Here is a 17,490-nt window from a genome sequence, read left to right as displayed (position 1 = left end):
TTAATTCAACTCAAAAGAGTTAACAAAAAGACCGCGCGAAAGCGCGGTTTTTTTTGCTTAAAATCTTATAATCTGTATTTTAGAATGATAAGAAATACATCCTCATGAATAACAAAACCACTATTCCCTTATCGATTTATTATGCGTTGATTATCTTGCAATTTATCTTACCTTTCATTGCTGGTGGCATCGATATGCTGAGCAATCATCCTGAATTAAAACTGCTTGATGAAACCCTCTATATTGAACCGCAGATGTGGGAAATATCAGTGATGCTGATTGTTGGAATGATTCTTTTGATTATTGTCATAGGACTTCTTCTGCGAAAAGAATGGGCAAGAAAAGCTTATCTCTTTACGATTATTCCCTCTTTTCTTATATATTTTATGCCTTATATGCAGTGGTTCTATATGACCAGTTCTGCGGCGCTCTTTAATGATCTCGCTTATATCTGTTCTGGTATGTTATTGATGATTTTAATCATGCCTCAATTGTATAAACCGCTGTTTAATGATCAAAAATAATAAAGCATAAAAAAAGCCCAATCTAAATTGGACTTTTTTATCACTCATTACTCATCAAACGAACTTTCTAACTCTTCGAGTTCCATCATCAGTTCAAGCATTTTTTCTTCTGCTTGCTCTAACTTGCCTTTTAGCTCAGTTTGTTCATTCATGAGTTTCAACAAATCATCTTTACGTGAAGCATCGTATAAAGCTGTGTCTGCCAACGCTTCTTCGATCTGCGCTAAGCGAGGTTGAATCTTAGAAATTTCAGCTTCCAATTTTTCAATATTCTTACGTACAGGACGGCTGAGTTCACGGCGACGTGCAGCTTCTTTACGCTGTGCTTCTTTATCCCCTTTTGAAGCGACAGGTTTATCCACCACTTGAGACCTCACAGGAGCTGCAGGCTTTTGACCATTTTTCATCATTTCAATACGGGCTTGGCGTAACCAGTCTGCATAGGCAACCAAGTCACCTTCAAACTCACGGCTCACACCACCATGCACTAAGATCAATTCATCACAGACACTCGCCACCAATTGACGCTCATGCGATACCAACACCACTGCGCCTTCATAGTCTTGAAGGGCCATCGTGAGTGCATGACGCATATCCAAGTCTAAATGGTTGGTCGGCTCATCTAGAATCAAAACGTTTGGACGTTGCCATACGATTAAAGCCAAAGCTAAACGTGCACGTTCACCACCTGAGAAGCTCTCACTTGGGGTATCCATACGTTCGCCAGAAAAACCAAAACTACCTAAGAATGAACGTAAACTTGCTTCACTGATTTTCTTATCGGCGATACGGGCTAACTGCAACATCGGGCTGGCATTGCCGTCCAAAGCATCCATTTGATGCTGTGCAAAGTAACCGATATTTAACAGTTCAGAATCTTTGCGTTGACCTTTAAGCAATTCCAAATCACCCACCAATGATTTAATCAGTGTCGATTTACCTGCACCATTCATCCCGAGTAAACCAATACGGCTGGTCGGGGTAATTTGTAGGTTTACATTGGTCACAATCAGTTTGTCGCCATAGCCAATATCAGCATGTTCAAGCTGTAGCAATGGTGAACTCATCTTCGTTGGTTCACGGAAACTAAAGGTAAACGGCGTATCGACATGTGCAGCAGATAATTCCTGCATACGCTCAAGCTGTTTAATACGGCTTTGTGCTTGTTTGGCTTTGGTTGCTTGTGCTTTGAATCGGTCGATATATTTTTGTAGATGCGCACGGGTTTCTAATTGCTTTTCATAGGCTTGTTGTTGCTGTGCTAAACGTTCACTACGGGTGCGTTCAAAAGTCGAATAGTTGCCTGTATATAAGGTCAATTCACGATTTTCAATATGGAGAATATGATCGGTAATTGCATCTAAGAAATCACGGTCATGTGAAATTAGAACTAATGTCCCTTCATAGGCTTTGAGCCAATCTTCTAACCATAGAATTGCATCTAAGTCTAAATGGTTGGTCGGTTCGTCGAGGAGTAATAGATCTGAACGGCTCATCAAGGTACGCGCCAAGTTCAGACGCATACGCCAACCCCCTGAGAAACTTGAAACACTCAGTTCAGACTGATGCTCAAAGAAACCCAAACCGGCCATCAATTGTGATGCTTTGGATGCCGCTGAATAGCCATTAATTTCATCAAAACGACCATACAAATGTGCTAATTCATCATTCGACAATTGATCAGGATGATCCAGTTTATGCTGAATATCCCAATACTCTTCATCACCCGACAAAACGAAATCAATCGCTTTCATATCCAGCGCTTTGATTTCTTGCGCCATGTGTGCCACAGTCCAGACAGCAGGACGTGTCAATGAACCACCATCAGATTCCATGCCACCGAGTAGCGCAGAAAACAGTGTGGATTTACCGGCACCATTGACCCCGGTTAGACCAATTTTCCAACCTGGATGCAATTGCATAGATGCTTTTTCAAATAAAATACGTCCACTGCGTCGAATCGTAAGTTGGTCTAACTGAATCATGAATATTTAACTGTTTGCGTCTTGGATGGCGCATTTTAAATGATTCTGATGACAACAACCAAAAATAATCAAAGATATTAAAAAATCATCAATGTCACTTTGCGCAATAAAAAAAGCCATCCGCTAAGGATGGCTTTTTCGAACCTAATTTGGATCAGGCGCTATTAGTCAGTGAACGTCACTTGCGCAATGGCTTTTTTACCGGCTTGCACAATTACCGTTTTATTTTCATTGATAGAGAATGATGCATCCACCACTTGCCAATCCACTTTAACGGCTCCACGTGAAACAGCATCTTTCGCTTGTGCGGCATTTTTAGTTAAGCCCGCAGCACGTACGATTGACGCAATAAACATTTCACCACCAAACTCGGCACGTGAAATGGTCACTTCAGGGGTACCTTCAGGCAACTCACCTTCAGTGATAATGTTCCCTGCACCTTTATGTGCATTCGCAGCAGCTTCCGCACCATGGAAACGTTCAACCAACTCAAGTGCAAGAATCTTCTTCACTTCCTGTGGGTTACGACCTTCTTCGATTTCTTTCAACAATTGTTGAATTTCTTCAATTGATTTAAAGCTGAGCAAATCAAAATAACGTTCAATCAAGCTGTCTGGCATTGAAAGCACTTTTTGGTACATCGCACCCGGAGCATCAAATACACCAATGTAGTTACCTAACGATTTAGACATTTTATTGACGCCATCTAAACCTTCAAGAATCGGCACGGTAATACACACTTGCGCTTCTTGATCATAACGACCTTGCAAAGTACGACCCATCAACAAGTTGAAAGTTTGGTCTGTACCACCCAACTCAACATCGGCTTCTAACGCAACAGAGTCATAACCTTGTACCAATGGGTATAAAAATTCGTGAATCGCAATCGGTTGTTGGTTGTTATAACGCTTGGTGAAGTCATCACGCTCGAGCATACGTGCAACCGTTTGCTGTGATGCCAACTGAATCAAATCTGCCGCAGTTTTTTGTGCAAACCATTCAGAGTTAAACACCACTTTGGTTTTGTTTGGATCCAAAATTTTGAATACTTGTTCTTGATAAGTTTTGGCATTTTCCAATACTTGTTCACGAGACAATGGTGGACGTGTTGCACTCTTCCCTGTTGGGTCACCGATCATTGCGGTGTAGTCACCAATCAAGAAATAAACCTCATGACCTAAGTCTTGGAACACTTTTAGCTTATTGATCAAAACCGTGTGACCTAAATGCAAGTCAGGTGCAGTCGGGTCAAAACCGGCTTTAATTTTCAAAGGACGATCTTTTTTCAGTTTTTTGAGCAGATCTTCCTCAGAAATAATTTCATGAGTGCCTCGTTTAATGAGGGCAAGTTGTTCTTCAGCTGGCAGGAAATTTGACATCACAAAACCCAAATACGTCAGTTATTCAATTTGTGCGATATACTAACATTTTTTCAGCAGATTGCAGGCGAACTATCTCACATGACAACAATCTATATTGGCGTAATGACTGGAACCAGCATGGACGGCGTCGATTTTGTTGCTGCTTCATTTGATCCACTAAAAATACATGCCACCTTAAGTCTTCCTTTTGATCCTGATCTACGCGATGAACTCATGGCATTGACCTTACCGGATGACAATGAAATTGATCGCATGGGCAAAGCCGATGTGGCTTTGGCACAAATGATTGGTCATGGGATAAATCAACTGATTGCTGAAAATGGATTAGATAAAGCACAAATCCGTGCGATTGGCTCACATGGTCAAACCATTCGCCATCGACCTGAGCATGGCTTCACACTACAAATTGGTGATCCGAACATCATCACTGAAATCACACAAATTCCAGTGGTCTCTGATTTCCGCCGTCGTGATATGGCAGCAGGCGGACAAGGTGCACCACTTGTTCCAGCCTTCCATCAAGCACTGTTCCAACATGATTCGATTCATCGTGTGATTCTCAACCTCGGTGGTATTGCCAATGTCAGCATGCTCCCTGCGGGTAACCCACAAGGGGTCTATGGTTTCGATACTGGTCCTGCTAATATTTTAATGGATGCATGGTGTCACCGTTATACCGGTCAGCCTTATGATGAAAATGGTAATTGGGCTGCCTATGGTCAACCGATTCGTGCCTTACTTGAACGCCTACAAGAGCATGACTTTTTCTCGAAAGAACCACCCAAAAGTACCGGTCGTGAAGACTTCAATCTCGAATGGTTGGATGAGCAAATTTCGGATTGGCGTAATGATTTAGAATATGATGAGCTTGAGGACAGCCCTGAAAATGTCCAAGCCACGCTACTTAAACTGACCACACGTGCCATTAAAAAAGCGATTTATCGTTCAGAGATGGATACAGGCGAAGTCTATGTCTGTGGTGGAGGTGCCTATAATTCTTATTTGCTTGAACAATTGCGTTGGCGTTTACGCAAACACAACTGGTCGGTGCAAACCACGACTGCTCTCGGACTCGATCCAACATGGGTGGAAGGTACTGCTTTTGCATGGCTGGCGATGCGGTTTGTTGAGCAACTCAGTGGTAATTTGCCTGAGGTGACAGGTGCACAAGGTCATCGCATTCTTGGCACAATTACAGCAGTTTAAGCTTAAATTTCATACAGCCGCTCATTCTTCTTTGGTCGGCTGTGGATAACTTTTTTATTTTTGTTGATAAATCACGTTTATAATCCACTTTCGACATTTTAGATCAAAATACACTCAAATTATTGTTTAATAAATAGTCAATACAAGACATAAATCAATATAATTTTATTTTTAAAAACAATAACATACATTATTAAATTACTCAATTAAGCGCTTTTCAACAGTCTTTAATTAGATTATCCACTTTTATCCAACGCTTAGGCAAAACCTTGTTTTGTTGTTCCTCTTTACTCAGCATTCCTGCTTCGCCTTGCGCTCGGACAAAGCGTTGCTTTGTTGTTCCTCTTTACTCAGCATTCCTGCTTCGCCTTGCGCTCGGGATAAAACGTTGTTTTATCTTTTCCTCTTTGCTCAGCATCCTTGCTTCGCCTTGCGCTCGGACAAAGCGTTGCTTTGTTGTTCCTCTTTGCTCAGCATTTCTGCTTCGCCTTGCGCTCGGACAAAGCGTTGCTTTGTTTTTCCTCTTTGCTCAGCATTCCTGCTTCGCCTTGCGCTCGGACAAAGCGTTGCTTTGTTGTTCCTCTTTGCTCAGCATTCCTGCTTCGCCTTGCGCTCGGACAAAGCGTTGCTTTGTTGTTCCTCGCTCATGTCTAACAATTTACGACCTTATTTCATCGATGTCTGACCTGTAATGCTGTGTTCATTGAATACGATTAGCTTAAGATAAAAACATATTCCAACTTTACAAAAGCCATGTTTTCAACATTAAGGTCAATATAACAATGAATAGCCAAGTCCAAGGATTCACGACACAGCGTATAACGCAATTTCAACGCCAAGGTTTTCATTTTGATGTGATTGATTCAGGACCACTTGAGGGTCAACCGATGGTATTGCTGCATGGCTTTCCAGAAACAGCCGACAGTTGGGATGAAACATCACGATATTTAAATCAACATGGTTATCGAACCTATGCCATCAATCAACGCGGCTATAGTCTAGGCGCACAGCCCACAGCACGTTCAGCCTACAAAAGCAGTGAGCTGGTGGCAGACGTCAATGCATTATTGGATCTAATCCAACAGCCCGTCTATCTGATCGGGCATGATTGGGGTGCGGTCGTGGCATGGGATATCGCGATTCAATATCCTGACAAAATTAAACATCTCACCGCGGTTTCTGTTCCGCATAAAGCCGCTTTCTTAAAATCAATGTTGAGCAGTAACCAATTACTCAAATCTTATTATATGGGTCTTTTTCAACTGCCTATAATTCCAGAAATGCTCTTTGAAAAGTTGCCGAAACTGGGTTTATCACTACTTAAATCGACAGGCATGACCGATCAGCAGTTACATGATTTTCAAAAAGACATTGTCGATGCCAAACGGATAAGCACTGCATTAAACTGGTATCGTGGTCTGCCCTTTAGTGGCAACAGAGATTTAACTAAAAAAGTCAAAGTACCCACGCTATTTATTTGGGGCAAGCATGATTCAGCCGTGGGGCAAAAAAGTGTCGCATTGAATCATAGCTATGTCGATGCGCCTTATACCGAGATTCATCTTGATGCAACGCATTGGATTCCGGCCCAAAATGCCAAAGCATTGTCTGAACTCATTATTCAAGATATTCAAACCAAAGCATAAATGCTGAAGACATAAAAAAGCCCTCATTCAAATGAGGGCTTCTTATTATATAACTTATTAACGCGTTCTATCACGATGCTTAAGGTACCAAATCAACCTAGATTACTGGTTTAGATTGAGAATGAAGAGCCACAACCACAAGTCGTGGTTGCATTTGGGTTTTGCACGATGAAACGTGAACCTTCTAAACCTTCAACATAATCAACGACTGAACCTACAAGATATTGATAGCTCAATGAGTCGACTAGCATTTTTACGTCGCCGTTTACGAACTCAGCATCGTCTTCATTTTGGCTTTCTGCAAAGTTGAACCCGTATGAAAATCCTGAACAGCCGCCACCTGTCACATAAACACGTAACATAAGATCCTGATTGCCTTCGCTATCACGAAGTTGGCGAACTTTATTCGCAGCGTTGTCAGTCAGCTCAAGTGCTTGCGCAGTCATGATGGATTCCTCAAAAATAAGATTGGCTTCAAAGTAAAAAGACCATATATGAAGTATAACATACTCAATATATGGTCATAACTCGAACTTTAAAGTTTATTCTGAGTGTTTTAATCAGAATTCAACAGTTTCCACTCAAAAACTTACTTATAGTTCTCGTCCTGTAAGCTACATTCGAAGTTGCTTGGTTCATTTTTACAGCGGAATTGCCACAATAATTTCATCATTTGCTTGTTGTAGACCCCCTGTTTGGTCAAGGCAATGCGAGATTCACGCATTAACTTTTGATAACCCGGTCTGTCTGCCGCAGGCACGTTCATCCAATATTTTGCCGGAATGTCGGCTTTCATTTTGCCTAAAATGTTATTGGCACGGGGTAACTGGGTTTTGATCCAATCACGTGATTTTTGACCATAGCCCGCAGGGAATTTATCAGGACGAATAATCAAATTCCCAGTTACTTGTAGAATAGGATAATTCACAATCGCACCTGTGGTGCCCAATCCTTTATGCAATTCTAAAGGACGGAAAACCGCAGCCGGCGCACCAATAATGTCCACCTGACCATTGTTAAACTTACTGCCAAAATTGGTCACATCAGCACTCACCGCTTGCGCACCAATTTGCTGAACCATAATTTTTTGTGCTTGGTCATAGTCTAAAACAGCAATTTTTTTCCCTGCAGCTTTAGCGACGGTATTAATATTACGGTCGCGTACCATTAAGTATGCATCACCTACGGGTACCACACCCACCACTTCGTAATTGCCATTTTTCATATATTTGGCAAAGGTGGGGCTGGCTAAACCTTGCATGACTTTTACTGCAAGATTTAAGTTACTGATCGCACCAATCGCATCGAGTGAACCGGTGAAGTTATTAAACTGACGACCACGCATACCGGTAATACTCACCGCATCACATTTGCCTGCTTTAAAGTCTTCCGCAATCACGCTTTCGTTCTGACCGACTTTCAGTTCAATATCTGCACCCCATTGTTTTGCAGCCAACTGATAATCTTTCATTAAGGCGTAAACGTCGCCGTTTTTACCGACCAAATCGAAGACACACATCACTTGCTTGGCTTGCGCAGCAGAAACCGCTGTCATTAAGCCTGCAGACATTAACAGTGTTTTTGACCAATTCATTGTGCTTTCCTTTTACCTATTGTTGTTTTGTTGGTTTCTAATTATTGAAAGGTTCAATAGTCAGAATCACGGATACTCGGTGGCAACCGTCATAATCCTTTATTTTTTGTTGATTGAATAAGATCGAGTATATTCATGTTCAGATTTTAAAATTCTTAACTGTGATCAAGCCTTTTAAGTAGCCTGATTCAAATCTTAAAATTTAACCAATCGTAGGATTTACTTGAGCCAATCTTATTCTTTATTTCTTATTAAGAATACGTTTTTTCTATGCTTCTACAATGGCATATCTGACATCAAAAAACAAAAAAAAATCCTAGAATAAATCTAGGATTTTTTTAACTAAATCAATCTTATTCACCGCCCAACGAACACTCAAAATTGGACTTATCGACAGAGCAACGCGCTTTTTTCAACACGGACATCATCGCTGGATCATAGATACCTTGCTTGGTCAGATCCATACGCCCTTCACGTAATAATTTTTGATATTTCAATTTGTCTTCAGGGGTTAAATTGAGTTTGTACTTGGCAGGAATACCGCCCTCCAAACGTGCAATCATGCTAAAGCTTTTTGGCAAATTTTTCACAAACCAATCACGAGATTTTTGACCAAAGCCTGCTGGAAATTTCTCAGGACGTACAACTAGATCTGCTGTGATTTGCAGTACCGGGAAGTTGAACATTGCACCGTTTGTGCCTAAACCTTTGTAAATCTCTAAGGGTTTATAGGCATAAGCAGGCGCACCGACCATATCCACCTGACCATTGTTAAACTTAGCTACGAAGTTTGAAATATCTGAAGGTACGGCTTGCGCACCAACGCGTTGCACCATGATTTTTTGCGCAGCGTCATAGCTCAGTACAGCAAACTTTTTACCCGCTGCTTTTTCAATTGAATCGATTTTTTTATCACGTACAAAAATAAATGCTGAACCAAGTGGTGCAATCCCACCGATTTCATATTTTTTGCCGCCCAAATTTGAGGTCATTTTGGCTGCATTACGTGGATCTAGCGCAAAGGTAATGGCTTTTTGTGCAATGGCGTTGCTTGGTGCACCACCGAGTGAGTCAATTGAACCCACAAACTTATTGTATTGACGGGCACGCATCGCTGTCATGAACACCGCATCACACTTTCCAGCTTTAAAGTCATTATCCGCAACGGCTTCATCTTGACGTGGTACCAAATTGACATCAGCCCCCCATCCTTTTGCAGCCAAGGCCCATTCTTGCGCCATTTGGAAAGATTCACCCGATTTACCCAATAAATCGAATACGCATACATCAATTTTTGCTTGTGCTGAAGTGGCTAAGCCAACAGTGGCTGTCATAAGCGCAAGGGTCATTTTTTTCATTTCGAAATCCTTTTATCAATTTTTTTATGGATTGTTCGGTTGTCCATTTAATCATTTTAATCACAATATTTGTAAAAAAATAGAGCTATTACTCTATTTTTTTTGTTTCAAAAAAACCTTTTATTAAATCACCTATTACAGACTTATCAAATCTTAAATACAGATGATCTTATTCTCCATCGAGTGAACATTCAAAATTGGTGCGCTCCACCGTACAGCGGGCTTTTTTCAATACACGCATCATAGCGGGGTCGTAAATCCCCCGTTGCGTCAGTTCAATTCGTCCATCACGCAGCAGTTTTTGATAGCGAATTTTGTCTTCAGCTGAGACATTGAGTTTATATTTGGCTGGAATTTCAGCTTCAATGCGTTTAATGACATTAAAGGTCTTGGGCAATTGTTTGAGTGACCATGCACGCGAATTTTTACCAAAATCAGGCGGGAATTTGTCTTGAAGAATAATGAGATCCCCCGTGACATTGACCACCGGAAAGGTAAACATCGCACCATTGTTACCCAAGCCTTTATAAATCTCTAAAGGTTTAAAGGCATAGCCCGGCGCAGCAATGGAGTCGACTTCACCATTGTTAAATTTACGCACAAAGCTTGAGATATCAGAGGGAACGCCCACGGCACCGACACGTTCCACTGCCATTTTTTGTGCAATGTCATAATGCAGATAAGCGAATTTTTTGCCGATGCCTTTTTCAATGGTATTCATATTTTTGTCACGCACAAAAATATAAGCGATGCCTAAAGGACTGATCGCCGCGACTTCATATTTTTCACCTTTAATGCTGCTGACCATGCGTTTGGCATTACGTTCATCCAGCACATAACTGATGGCACGTTTGGAAATATCATTGCTTGGAACACCGCCCAATGCATCGATTGAACCTGCAAATTTATTGTATTCACGTGAACGCATGGTGGTCATGGCGACGGCGTCACATTTGCCATTTTTAAAATCTTTGTCGGCTTGTTCCTCTTTTTGATAGGCGATTAATTTAATATCACCACCCCAATTTTTGGCCGCCAAAGCCCATTCTTCCATCAGTTTATAGGACTCACCTGCACGACCTAATAAATCAAAAATACAGACGTTTTGTTGCGCCTGTACCGAGGTGGAGAACAGCATAGTGCTCAGACTGGCAAAAATGAGGGGTTTAATTTTTTTCTGATTTAAACAAGTGCTGGTTGGTTTTTCTAAGGGTGCAATCATTGCATGTAATCCATATTTTATTTGTTTTTTAGTTATGCCCCATTCTTACATATTTTGAATGTTTTTCAATCTCTTTAGTTCACATTCATTCAGTGATTAATTTCATTTAATATTCAGCATCTATTTTTTAAGCGTGATACAGACAAAGAAAGCATCCCGAAGGATGCTTTTTTGAGTCGTTATCGAAATGCTTTACAGCTTAAGCATCGATATCCGCATTCAGCGCATTTTCTTCAATGAAGGCACGACGTGGTTCAACATCATCGCCCATCAAGCATGCAAACATACGATCCGCTTCAATCGCATCATCAATGGTCACTTGGAGCATGTTGCGGTTTTCAGGATCCATGGTGGTTTCCCAAAGTTGATCCGCATTCATCTCACCCAAACCTTTATAACGTTGGATCATCATACCGCGACGTGAGTCGGCCAAAATATGTTGCCATGCGTCATGAAAAGTCACCACATTAATACGTTTATCGCCTTTTTGTAGGTAAGCGCCTTCTTCAAGCAAAGTGAACCAGCTCTTCGAGTTTTGCAATAAACGCTTGTATTCGCCCGAAGCCAATAAACCTTGATCAAGTAAATACTGATGCGGCAAGTTATGCACATACACCGTCACGCGAGGCCAGAAATGCTTCACTACTGTGCCGTCTGCATGTTCTTTGTCAAACGATTCTAGGTGAATTTCAGGACGTAGACTTGGTTGATATTTCGCAATCGATAAACGAAGTTTTTCTGCCCAATCTGCTACATATGCTTCATCATGATTTTGATCAAGTTTGAATGCTTCAAGACCCAATAAACCATCCAACAAACTTGCAGGATAACGAACGGTTAAACGATGCAAACTCTTTTGTGATACTTGGTAATCTGCAATCACTTTTGCCAAAGATTCACCACGAATCGCAGGCGCATGTGTGCTGACATGTAATGAAAGATCATCAATCGCATTAGAAATCAGGTAAGTTTCAAGCGCATCATTATCTTTCAAATACTGCTCTTGTTTACCTTTTTTCAATTTATACAACGGTGGTTGCGCGATATAAATATAACCACGTTCCACAAGTTCAGGCATTTGACGGAAGAAGAACGTCAACAGTAGCGTACGAATGTGCGAACCATCGACGTCGGCATCGGTCATGATGATGATTTTGTGATAACGCAATTTGTCTGGATTATATTCTTCACGACCAATACCACAACCGAGTGCAGTAATCAGCGTGCCGACTTCTTGCGACGAAATCATTTTGTCAAAGCGTGCGCGTTCCACATTCAGAATTTTACCTTTCAATGGAAGAATCGCTTGCATCTTACGGTTACGACCCTGTTTTGCAGAACCGCCCGCAGAGTCACCTTCGACTAAGTATAATTCTGACAATGCTGGATCTTTTTCTTGGCAATCTGCCAATTTACCTGGCAGACCTGCAATGTCTAAAACACTTTTACGACGGGTCAATTCACGTGCTTTACGTGCTGCATCACGCGCACGCGCTGCATCAATAATTTTGCCGGCAATCGATTTTGCTGCTTGTGGATTTTCCAATAAGTACTCTGAGAATGACTTATTCATCGCCTGCTCAACCGCAGGTTTCACTTCACTTGAGACCAATTTTTCTTTGGTTTGCGAAGAGAATTTTGGATCAGGCACTTTTACCGAAACAATCGCGGTTAAACCTTCACGTGCGTCATCACCCGAAACAGCTACTTTCTCTTTTTTGAGCAAGTTTTCGCTGTCCATGTAGTTGTTTAAACCACGGGTTAGGGCTGCACGGAAACCGGCTAAATGCGTACCCCCATCTTTTTGAGGAATGTTGTTGGTAAAGCAACGAACATTTTCTTGATAAGTATCATTCCACTGCAACGCCACTTCAACGCCAATGCCATTGTCGGCTTGTACCGTAAAATGGAAAATGTCATTCAGATGGGTTTTGCCTTGGTTAATATATTTGACGAACTCAGACAAACCGCCTTCATAGTCAAAGACGTGTTCTGCTGCAATACGCTCATCACGTAATACAATACGAACACCTGCATTCAAGAATGACAGCTCACGTAAACGACGTGCCAAAATATCGACATTGAAAATCGTTTGCGAGAAAGTCAGTTCACTTGGCCAGAAACGAACCGTTGTACCAGTGGTGTCTGTATCACCGACCACTTTCAACGGATAAACCGGATCACCATGTTTATATTCTTGTTGGTGAATATGACCCGCACGTTGAATGGTCAGTTCTAATTTTTTAGATAATGCGTTAACAACCGATACACCTACACCGTGTAGACCACCTGACACTTTGTAGCTGTTGTCATCGAATTTACCGCCGGCATGCAGAATGGTTAAAATTACTTCTGCTGCTGACACACCTTCTTCAGGGTGAATGTCGGTTGGAATACCACGACCATTGTCAGAAACACTCACCGATTCATCTTCATGAATGGTCACACAGATTTCATCACAGTGTCCTGCAAGCGCTTCATCGATTGCGTTATCGACCACCTCAAACACCATGTGATGAAGACCTGAACCATCGTCCGTATCCCCAATGTACATGCCTGGGCGTTTACGAACCGCATCTAAGCCACGTAATACTTTGATACTAGAGGAGTCATAAGTATTTTCATTGGTTTGTTCTGTTTGAGAAGCAGCTTGATCTTCTGAACTCATGGTTTCTCCCTAGTGAAAAAGGTTTATCCAAAGATGGGTAATAATCTAAAATCATTGCGCAACGACTTGAACTTGCCCGTTTTCAACATTGAATAATTGGTAGGAAATAGACAATTCATGCAAATGCTTTTGTACAGATTCATGGTCTAGTGTGGTAATAAAAACTTGACTACCAAGTTGGCTCAATCGCTCAATTAAACGTCGTTGTGCAGTTAAATCTAATTCTGCTGTCACATCATCTAATAATACCACAGTTTCCTTATTACAAGAATGCAGCATCGCAATCTGTGACAGTTTTAACGCCATGATCAGTAATTTTTTTTGACCTCGAGACAACACCACATCAGCATCCCCTGTCGGGGTCTTTAAACGCAAATCTGCGCGGTGTGGGCCATACTCGGTATAACGCCGATCCACATCTTTTTGGTGGTATTGAATTAGATCCTGAGCTAATCCTTGTTCAGTATGAAAGCCAGCGACATAGTCCAATTCAATCTTCAGATCAGGCAGCAATTGTTGCAGAAGCTCATACAAAAAGATTTTCCACTGTTCCACAATTTCGACCCGCTGAGAATGTAAAATCTCACCATATTGACTGAGCATTTTGTTCCACGGTTCTAAATCTGACAGGCTTAAATGACGCTGCGTTTTGAGCAGGCTATTGCGTTGCCTTAAAGCACGAGAATAATACTGCCATGCATGATAAAACTCGGGTTCCACGTGAAACATGAGCCAATCTAATAATTGTCGTCTAGGCTTAGCCCCATGATCAATAATATCGGTACTCAGTGGATCAATCAGTTGTAAGGGTAAGATCTTAGCCAACTGACCTTGCGTCGCGACACTGTCGCCATTGACCTTAATCAACTGCTCACCCGAAATCAGCTTTTGCATCCCGATTTTTTCAGTAGCCGACTGAGCGAACACCACAGCATCATTACATTCATTTTGAATATAATGTTTGGGCATATGGGTGCGGAAAGAGCGCCCTGTGGCAAGCACATGAATGGCTTCTAAAATTGAAGTTTTACCTGAACCATTTTGACCATAAAAAACGTTAAACGGCTGCAACTCATGGAGTGCAACCGTTTTTAAATTTCGAACCCGCTGAATATTTAAACGTGAAATATGCATAGCGAATCTAGTGTGAACACATGCTTAAACACGCATTGGCATCACAACATAGGTTTGATCTTGATGCGCTGGATCTTGTACCAATACCGATTGATTGGCTTCAGTCATCGTCATCAATACATCATCACCATCCAATACACCCAAGACTTCTAAAATGTATTGTGCATTGAATGACATTTCCATTGGGGTATTGCTGTATTGAATTGCAATATCTTCAACCGCTTCATCTTGTTCAGGGTTGTTGGCACGCAGTTGCAAAGAATCCTCATTGAAATTTAAGAATACCCCACGCAATTTCTCATTACTTAAAATCGCCACACGTTGCAATGATTGTTTAAATACATCATGCGCAATCGTGACCATTTTGTCGCCACCACGTGGAATCACACGGCGGTAATCTGGGAACTTGCCATCAATCAATTTGGTGGTAATACGCACCGTAATATTGCCCTGTTCTTTGTCACGGCTTTCAGTTTGAAGCGTGACATTTAATAATTCACGACCAATGAGCAAAGTTAACGCTTTGTCTTCAATGCTGAGTAGACGTTGTAATTCACCCACAGCTTTACGTGGCACAATCGCTTGAACCAATTGGGTTGCTGTTGAAGATGCCAATGTTTCACACAATGCCAAACGGTGACCATCTGTCGTCACAGCACGAAGTTGAGTTTGATCAATTTCAAGCAATGTGCCGGTCAAATAGAAACGCACATCTTGAACCGCCATCGCAAAAGAGGTTTTTTCGAATAAGCGTTTTAATTCACGTTCAGTGACTTGAACTTGCGTACCTTGGCTGCTGTCAGTGGTCAACAGCGGATAATCTTCAGCAGGTAATGTGCCTAATACAAAACGGCTATTGCCAGATTTTAAAATACAACGTTGATCTTCAGTAATTTGTAAATCAATCAACGCTGCATTCGGTAAAGATTTACAGATATCGACCAACTTACGCGCAGGAACCGTAGTTTCTCCTGCCTGTAGACATGCCCCTTCAGCCAATGTGGTACTTGCCACCAATTCAACTTCCAAGTCTGAACCGGTAATGGTCAAGGCTTGCTCGGTCACTTGAATTTTAACGTTTGAAAGAATGTTTAATGTATGGCGACGCTCTACAGCCCCCACAACATGAGATAAAACATTAACTAAGCTTTCTTTCGCGATTTTCAAACGCACAGTGGATTTCCTCTAAAACTGAACAACACAAGGGGTAAAAATAATGTTTAGCCATGTACTATGCGGCAGATTATGCCGCATTGCAAGACCAGATTTTAATCAAAATTTAGCTTTGTAACAGACGCATTAAGTTCTTGTAATCTTCATTAAAAATCGGATCTTCAGCTCTTAAACTTTGTACTTTTTCACAAGCATGCATGACGGTACTGTGGTCACGTCCACCGAATGCCATGCCAATTTCTGGGAAGCTATCACCAGTGAGTTCACGGGCTAGACCCATCGCCATTTGACGCGGGCGTGCAAAAATTCGGGTACGTTTTGGACCTACCAATTCTTTCAGTGGAATACGGAAATATTCACTCACCACACGCTGAATATTTTCGGTACTGATGGTTCGTGCACGAATGGCCAAGACATCTTTGAGGGACTCACGTACCACTTCCAAGTCAATCGGGGTGCCTTTAAAACGCGAAATCGCCACGACTTTGTTCAGTGCACCTTCCAATTCCCGAACATTGGCCACCACTTGTTGCGCAATAAACAACGCACAGTTGCGTGGTAAATCGATACCATTGCTTTCCGCTTTTTTCAGCAAAATCTCAATACGAGTTTCAATATCAGGCGGCTCAACACCAACCGACAAGCCCCATGAAAAACGAGACACTAGACGTGGATCAAGCTCAGTCAATTCTTTTGGGTAACGGTCAGAAGTCAAAATGATCTGTTTTGATTCATCCAATAACGCATTAAACGTATAGAAAAACTCGACCAAGCTCGCTTCTTTACCCGCTAGCAAATGAATGTCATCAACCAATAATAAATCGAGTGAACGACAATTCTTCTTAAATTCTTCAACTTTGCCCTTTTGCAAAGAACTGACAAAGTCCTGTACAAAACTCTCAGCAGTCATGTACATGACACGAGCATTGGGTTTAGCTTGCAATAATGCATTACCTACAGCTTGCATTAAATGGGTTTTACCTAAACCTGTAGGACCATACAAAAACAGCGGATTATGCTGTGATTCACCCAATTGGGTCAGTACTTTGCGACAGGTTTCTGCCGCCATTTGGTTAGAACGACCTTCCACAAATAATGCAAAATTAAACAGTGGATTGAGTAAACGTTTTTTCGCATTTTTTGGTGCGACCAATTCTTGTTCTTTGTCTTTTTTAACTTTGTGCTGCGGTGCAACGTAATGATTGGATTCTAAAGCAGCGGTTGTGGTTGCCGGTTGTTCTGACGCCGATAAAATCGCACCTGGACGTGAGTCCACTAAAATTTCAACTTTACGAACCCGACCTTCGGACAACTGTTCAGCCAAAATGGTGATTAATTCGAGATGATGTTCTTGTATATAACGAGTCCAATACGGATTAGGCGCATACAGCTTTAAAACGCCATCAACCTCTTCCGCGACCAAAGGACGAATCCACATCGCAAAGACATTATCAGATAGCTCTTGTCGCAAGCGAGTTAAGCATTCCGTCCACAGCATGTGAAACCCCTTATTCCATATTTTAAATTTAAACCAGTCACCCCACTCATCTTGGGGGTCGCCATCATAACCAAGTTATCCACATCTGTCATGATAATTT

At 41.7% G+C, this 17,490-nt stretch carries 13 protein-coding genes; 3 read left to right on the top strand and 10 right to left on the bottom strand.

From position 1 onward, the window contains the following. Window positions 1–104: 104 nt before the first annotated feature. Window positions 105–524: a hypothetical protein gene (locus G8D99_RS00065; RefSeq protein WP_166321441.1), complete on the top strand. Its 420-nt coding sequence runs from the start codon at window positions 105–107 to the stop codon at window positions 522–524. A gap of 47 nt (window positions 525–571) precedes the next feature. Here the strand turns inward: G8D99_RS00065 and G8D99_RS00060 are convergent, their stop codons facing one another. Both G8D99_RS00060 and tyrS read right to left on the bottom strand, forming a co-directional pair. Continuing rightward, window positions 572–2,509 carry an ATP-binding cassette domain-containing protein gene (locus G8D99_RS00060; protein WP_166321439.1) on the bottom strand — a complete coding sequence of 646 codons (1,938 nt, stop codon included), beginning with the start codon at window positions 2,507–2,509 and terminating at the stop codon, window positions 572–574. Between the two features lie 164 nt (window positions 2,510–2,673). After that, entirely contained in the window at window positions 2,674–3,888 is a 1,215-nt protein-coding gene (gene tyrS, locus G8D99_RS00055; protein WP_166321437.1) for a tyrosine--tRNA ligase, read from the bottom strand. Between the two features lie 81 nt (window positions 3,889–3,969). Here tyrS and G8D99_RS00050 point away from each other — a divergent pair, with 81 nt between their 5' ends. Beyond that, window positions 3,970–5,097 carry an anhydro-N-acetylmuramic acid kinase gene (locus G8D99_RS00050; RefSeq protein ID WP_166321435.1) on the top strand — a complete coding sequence of 376 codons (1,128 nt, stop codon included), beginning with the start codon at window positions 3,970–3,972 and terminating at the stop codon, window positions 5,095–5,097. 782 nt (window positions 5,098–5,879) lie between these two features. Further along, the gene (locus G8D99_RS00045) at window positions 5,880–6,743 is read left to right on the top strand and encodes an alpha/beta fold hydrolase (RefSeq protein ID WP_166321433.1); all 864 of its coding nucleotides are present in this window, start codon (window positions 5,880–5,882) and stop codon (window positions 6,741–6,743) included. A gap of 110 nt (window positions 6,744–6,853) precedes the next feature. Here the strand turns inward: G8D99_RS00045 and erpA are convergent, their stop codons facing one another. From erpA to dnaA, 8 genes are all read right to left on the bottom strand, one after another. Then, window positions 6,854–7,189, bottom strand: a complete 336-nt coding sequence (erpA, locus tag G8D99_RS00040; RefSeq protein WP_166012813.1) for an iron-sulfur cluster insertion protein ErpA — start codon at window positions 7,187–7,189, stop codon at window positions 6,854–6,856. A gap of 143 nt (window positions 7,190–7,332) precedes the next feature. Continuing rightward, a complete protein-coding gene (locus tag G8D99_RS00035; protein ID WP_166321431.1) occupies window positions 7,333–8,337 on the bottom strand; it encodes a putative solute-binding protein in 1,005 nt (334 codons plus the stop codon). Window positions 8,338–8,690: 353 nt separating this feature from the next. Next, window positions 8,691–9,695 carry a putative solute-binding protein gene (locus tag G8D99_RS00030; protein WP_166321429.1) on the bottom strand — a complete coding sequence of 335 codons (1,005 nt, stop codon included), beginning with the start codon at window positions 9,693–9,695 and terminating at the stop codon, window positions 8,691–8,693. A 169-nt stretch (window positions 9,696–9,864) separates the two neighbouring features. After that, the gene (locus tag G8D99_RS00025) at window positions 9,865–10,833 is read right to left on the bottom strand and encodes a putative solute-binding protein (RefSeq protein ID WP_166327412.1); all 969 of its coding nucleotides are present in this window, start codon (window positions 10,831–10,833) and stop codon (window positions 9,865–9,867) included. Between the two features lie 283 nt (window positions 10,834–11,116). Further along, window positions 11,117–13,585, bottom strand: a complete 2,469-nt coding sequence (gyrB, locus tag G8D99_RS00020) for a DNA topoisomerase (ATP-hydrolyzing) subunit B (protein ID WP_166321427.1) — start codon at window positions 13,583–13,585, stop codon at window positions 11,117–11,119. A 51-nt stretch (window positions 13,586–13,636) separates the two neighbouring features. Then, the gene (gene recF, locus G8D99_RS00015; RefSeq protein WP_166321425.1) at window positions 13,637–14,719 is read right to left on the bottom strand and encodes a DNA replication/repair protein RecF; all 1,083 of its coding nucleotides are present in this window, start codon (window positions 14,717–14,719) and stop codon (window positions 13,637–13,639) included. Window positions 14,720–14,743: 24 nt separating this feature from the next. After that, window positions 14,744–15,892 (bottom strand): DNA polymerase III subunit beta, encoded by a 1,149-nt coding sequence (gene dnaN / locus G8D99_RS00010; RefSeq protein WP_166321423.1) that lies wholly within the window; start codon window positions 15,890–15,892, stop codon window positions 14,744–14,746. 106 nt (window positions 15,893–15,998) lie between these two features. Then, window positions 15,999–17,390 (bottom strand): chromosomal replication initiator protein DnaA, encoded by a 1,392-nt coding sequence (dnaA, locus tag G8D99_RS00005; RefSeq protein ID WP_166321421.1) that lies wholly within the window; start codon window positions 17,388–17,390, stop codon window positions 15,999–16,001. Window positions 17,391–17,490: the final 100 nt, after the last annotated feature.

The sequence above is a fragment of the Acinetobacter lanii genome, from assembly GCF_011578285.1.
GTDB lineage: Bacteria > Pseudomonadota > Gammaproteobacteria > Pseudomonadales > Moraxellaceae > Acinetobacter > Acinetobacter lanii.
The sequence above is the reverse complement of the archived record's forward strand: the minus strand, read 5'-3'. Positions and strand labels throughout refer to the sequence as shown.

Coding starts and splice junctions, on each gene's coding strand:
- G8D99_RS00050 (WP_166321435.1), top strand. CDS start 3,970: ATGACAACAATCTATATTGGCGTAATGACTGGAACCAGCATGGACGGC.
- G8D99_RS00065 (WP_166321441.1), top strand. CDS start 105: ATGAATAACAAAACCACTATTCCCTTATCGATTTATTATGCGTTGATT.
- recF (WP_166321425.1), bottom strand. CDS start 14,719: ATGCATATTTCACGTTTAAATATTCAGCGGGTTCGAAATTTAAAAACG.
- gyrB (WP_166321427.1), bottom strand. CDS start 13,585: ATGAGTTCAGAAGATCAAGCTGCTTCTCAAACAGAACAAACCAATGAA.
- dnaA (WP_166321421.1), bottom strand. CDS start 17,390: ATGCTGTGGACGGAATGCTTAACTCGCTTGCGACAAGAGCTATCTGAT.
- G8D99_RS00060 (WP_166321439.1), bottom strand. CDS start 2,509: ATGATTCAGTTAGACCAACTTACGATTCGACGCAGTGGACGTATTTTA.
- G8D99_RS00035 (WP_166321431.1), bottom strand. CDS start 8,337: ATGAATTGGTCAAAAACACTGTTAATGTCTGCAGGCTTAATGACAGCG.
- G8D99_RS00045 (WP_166321433.1), top strand. CDS start 5,880: ATGAATAGCCAAGTCCAAGGATTCACGACACAGCGTATAACGCAATTT.
- G8D99_RS00030 (WP_166321429.1), bottom strand. CDS start 9,695: ATGAAAAAAATGACCCTTGCGCTTATGACAGCCACTGTTGGCTTAGCC.
- G8D99_RS00025 (WP_166327412.1), bottom strand. CDS start 10,833: ATGCTGTTCTCCACCTCGGTACAGGCGCAACAAAACGTCTGTATTTTT.
- tyrS (WP_166321437.1), bottom strand. CDS start 3,888: ATGTCAAATTTCCTGCCAGCTGAAGAACAACTTGCCCTCATTAAACGA.
- erpA (WP_166012813.1), bottom strand. CDS start 7,189: ATGACTGCGCAAGCACTTGAGCTGACTGACAACGCTGCGAATAAAGTT.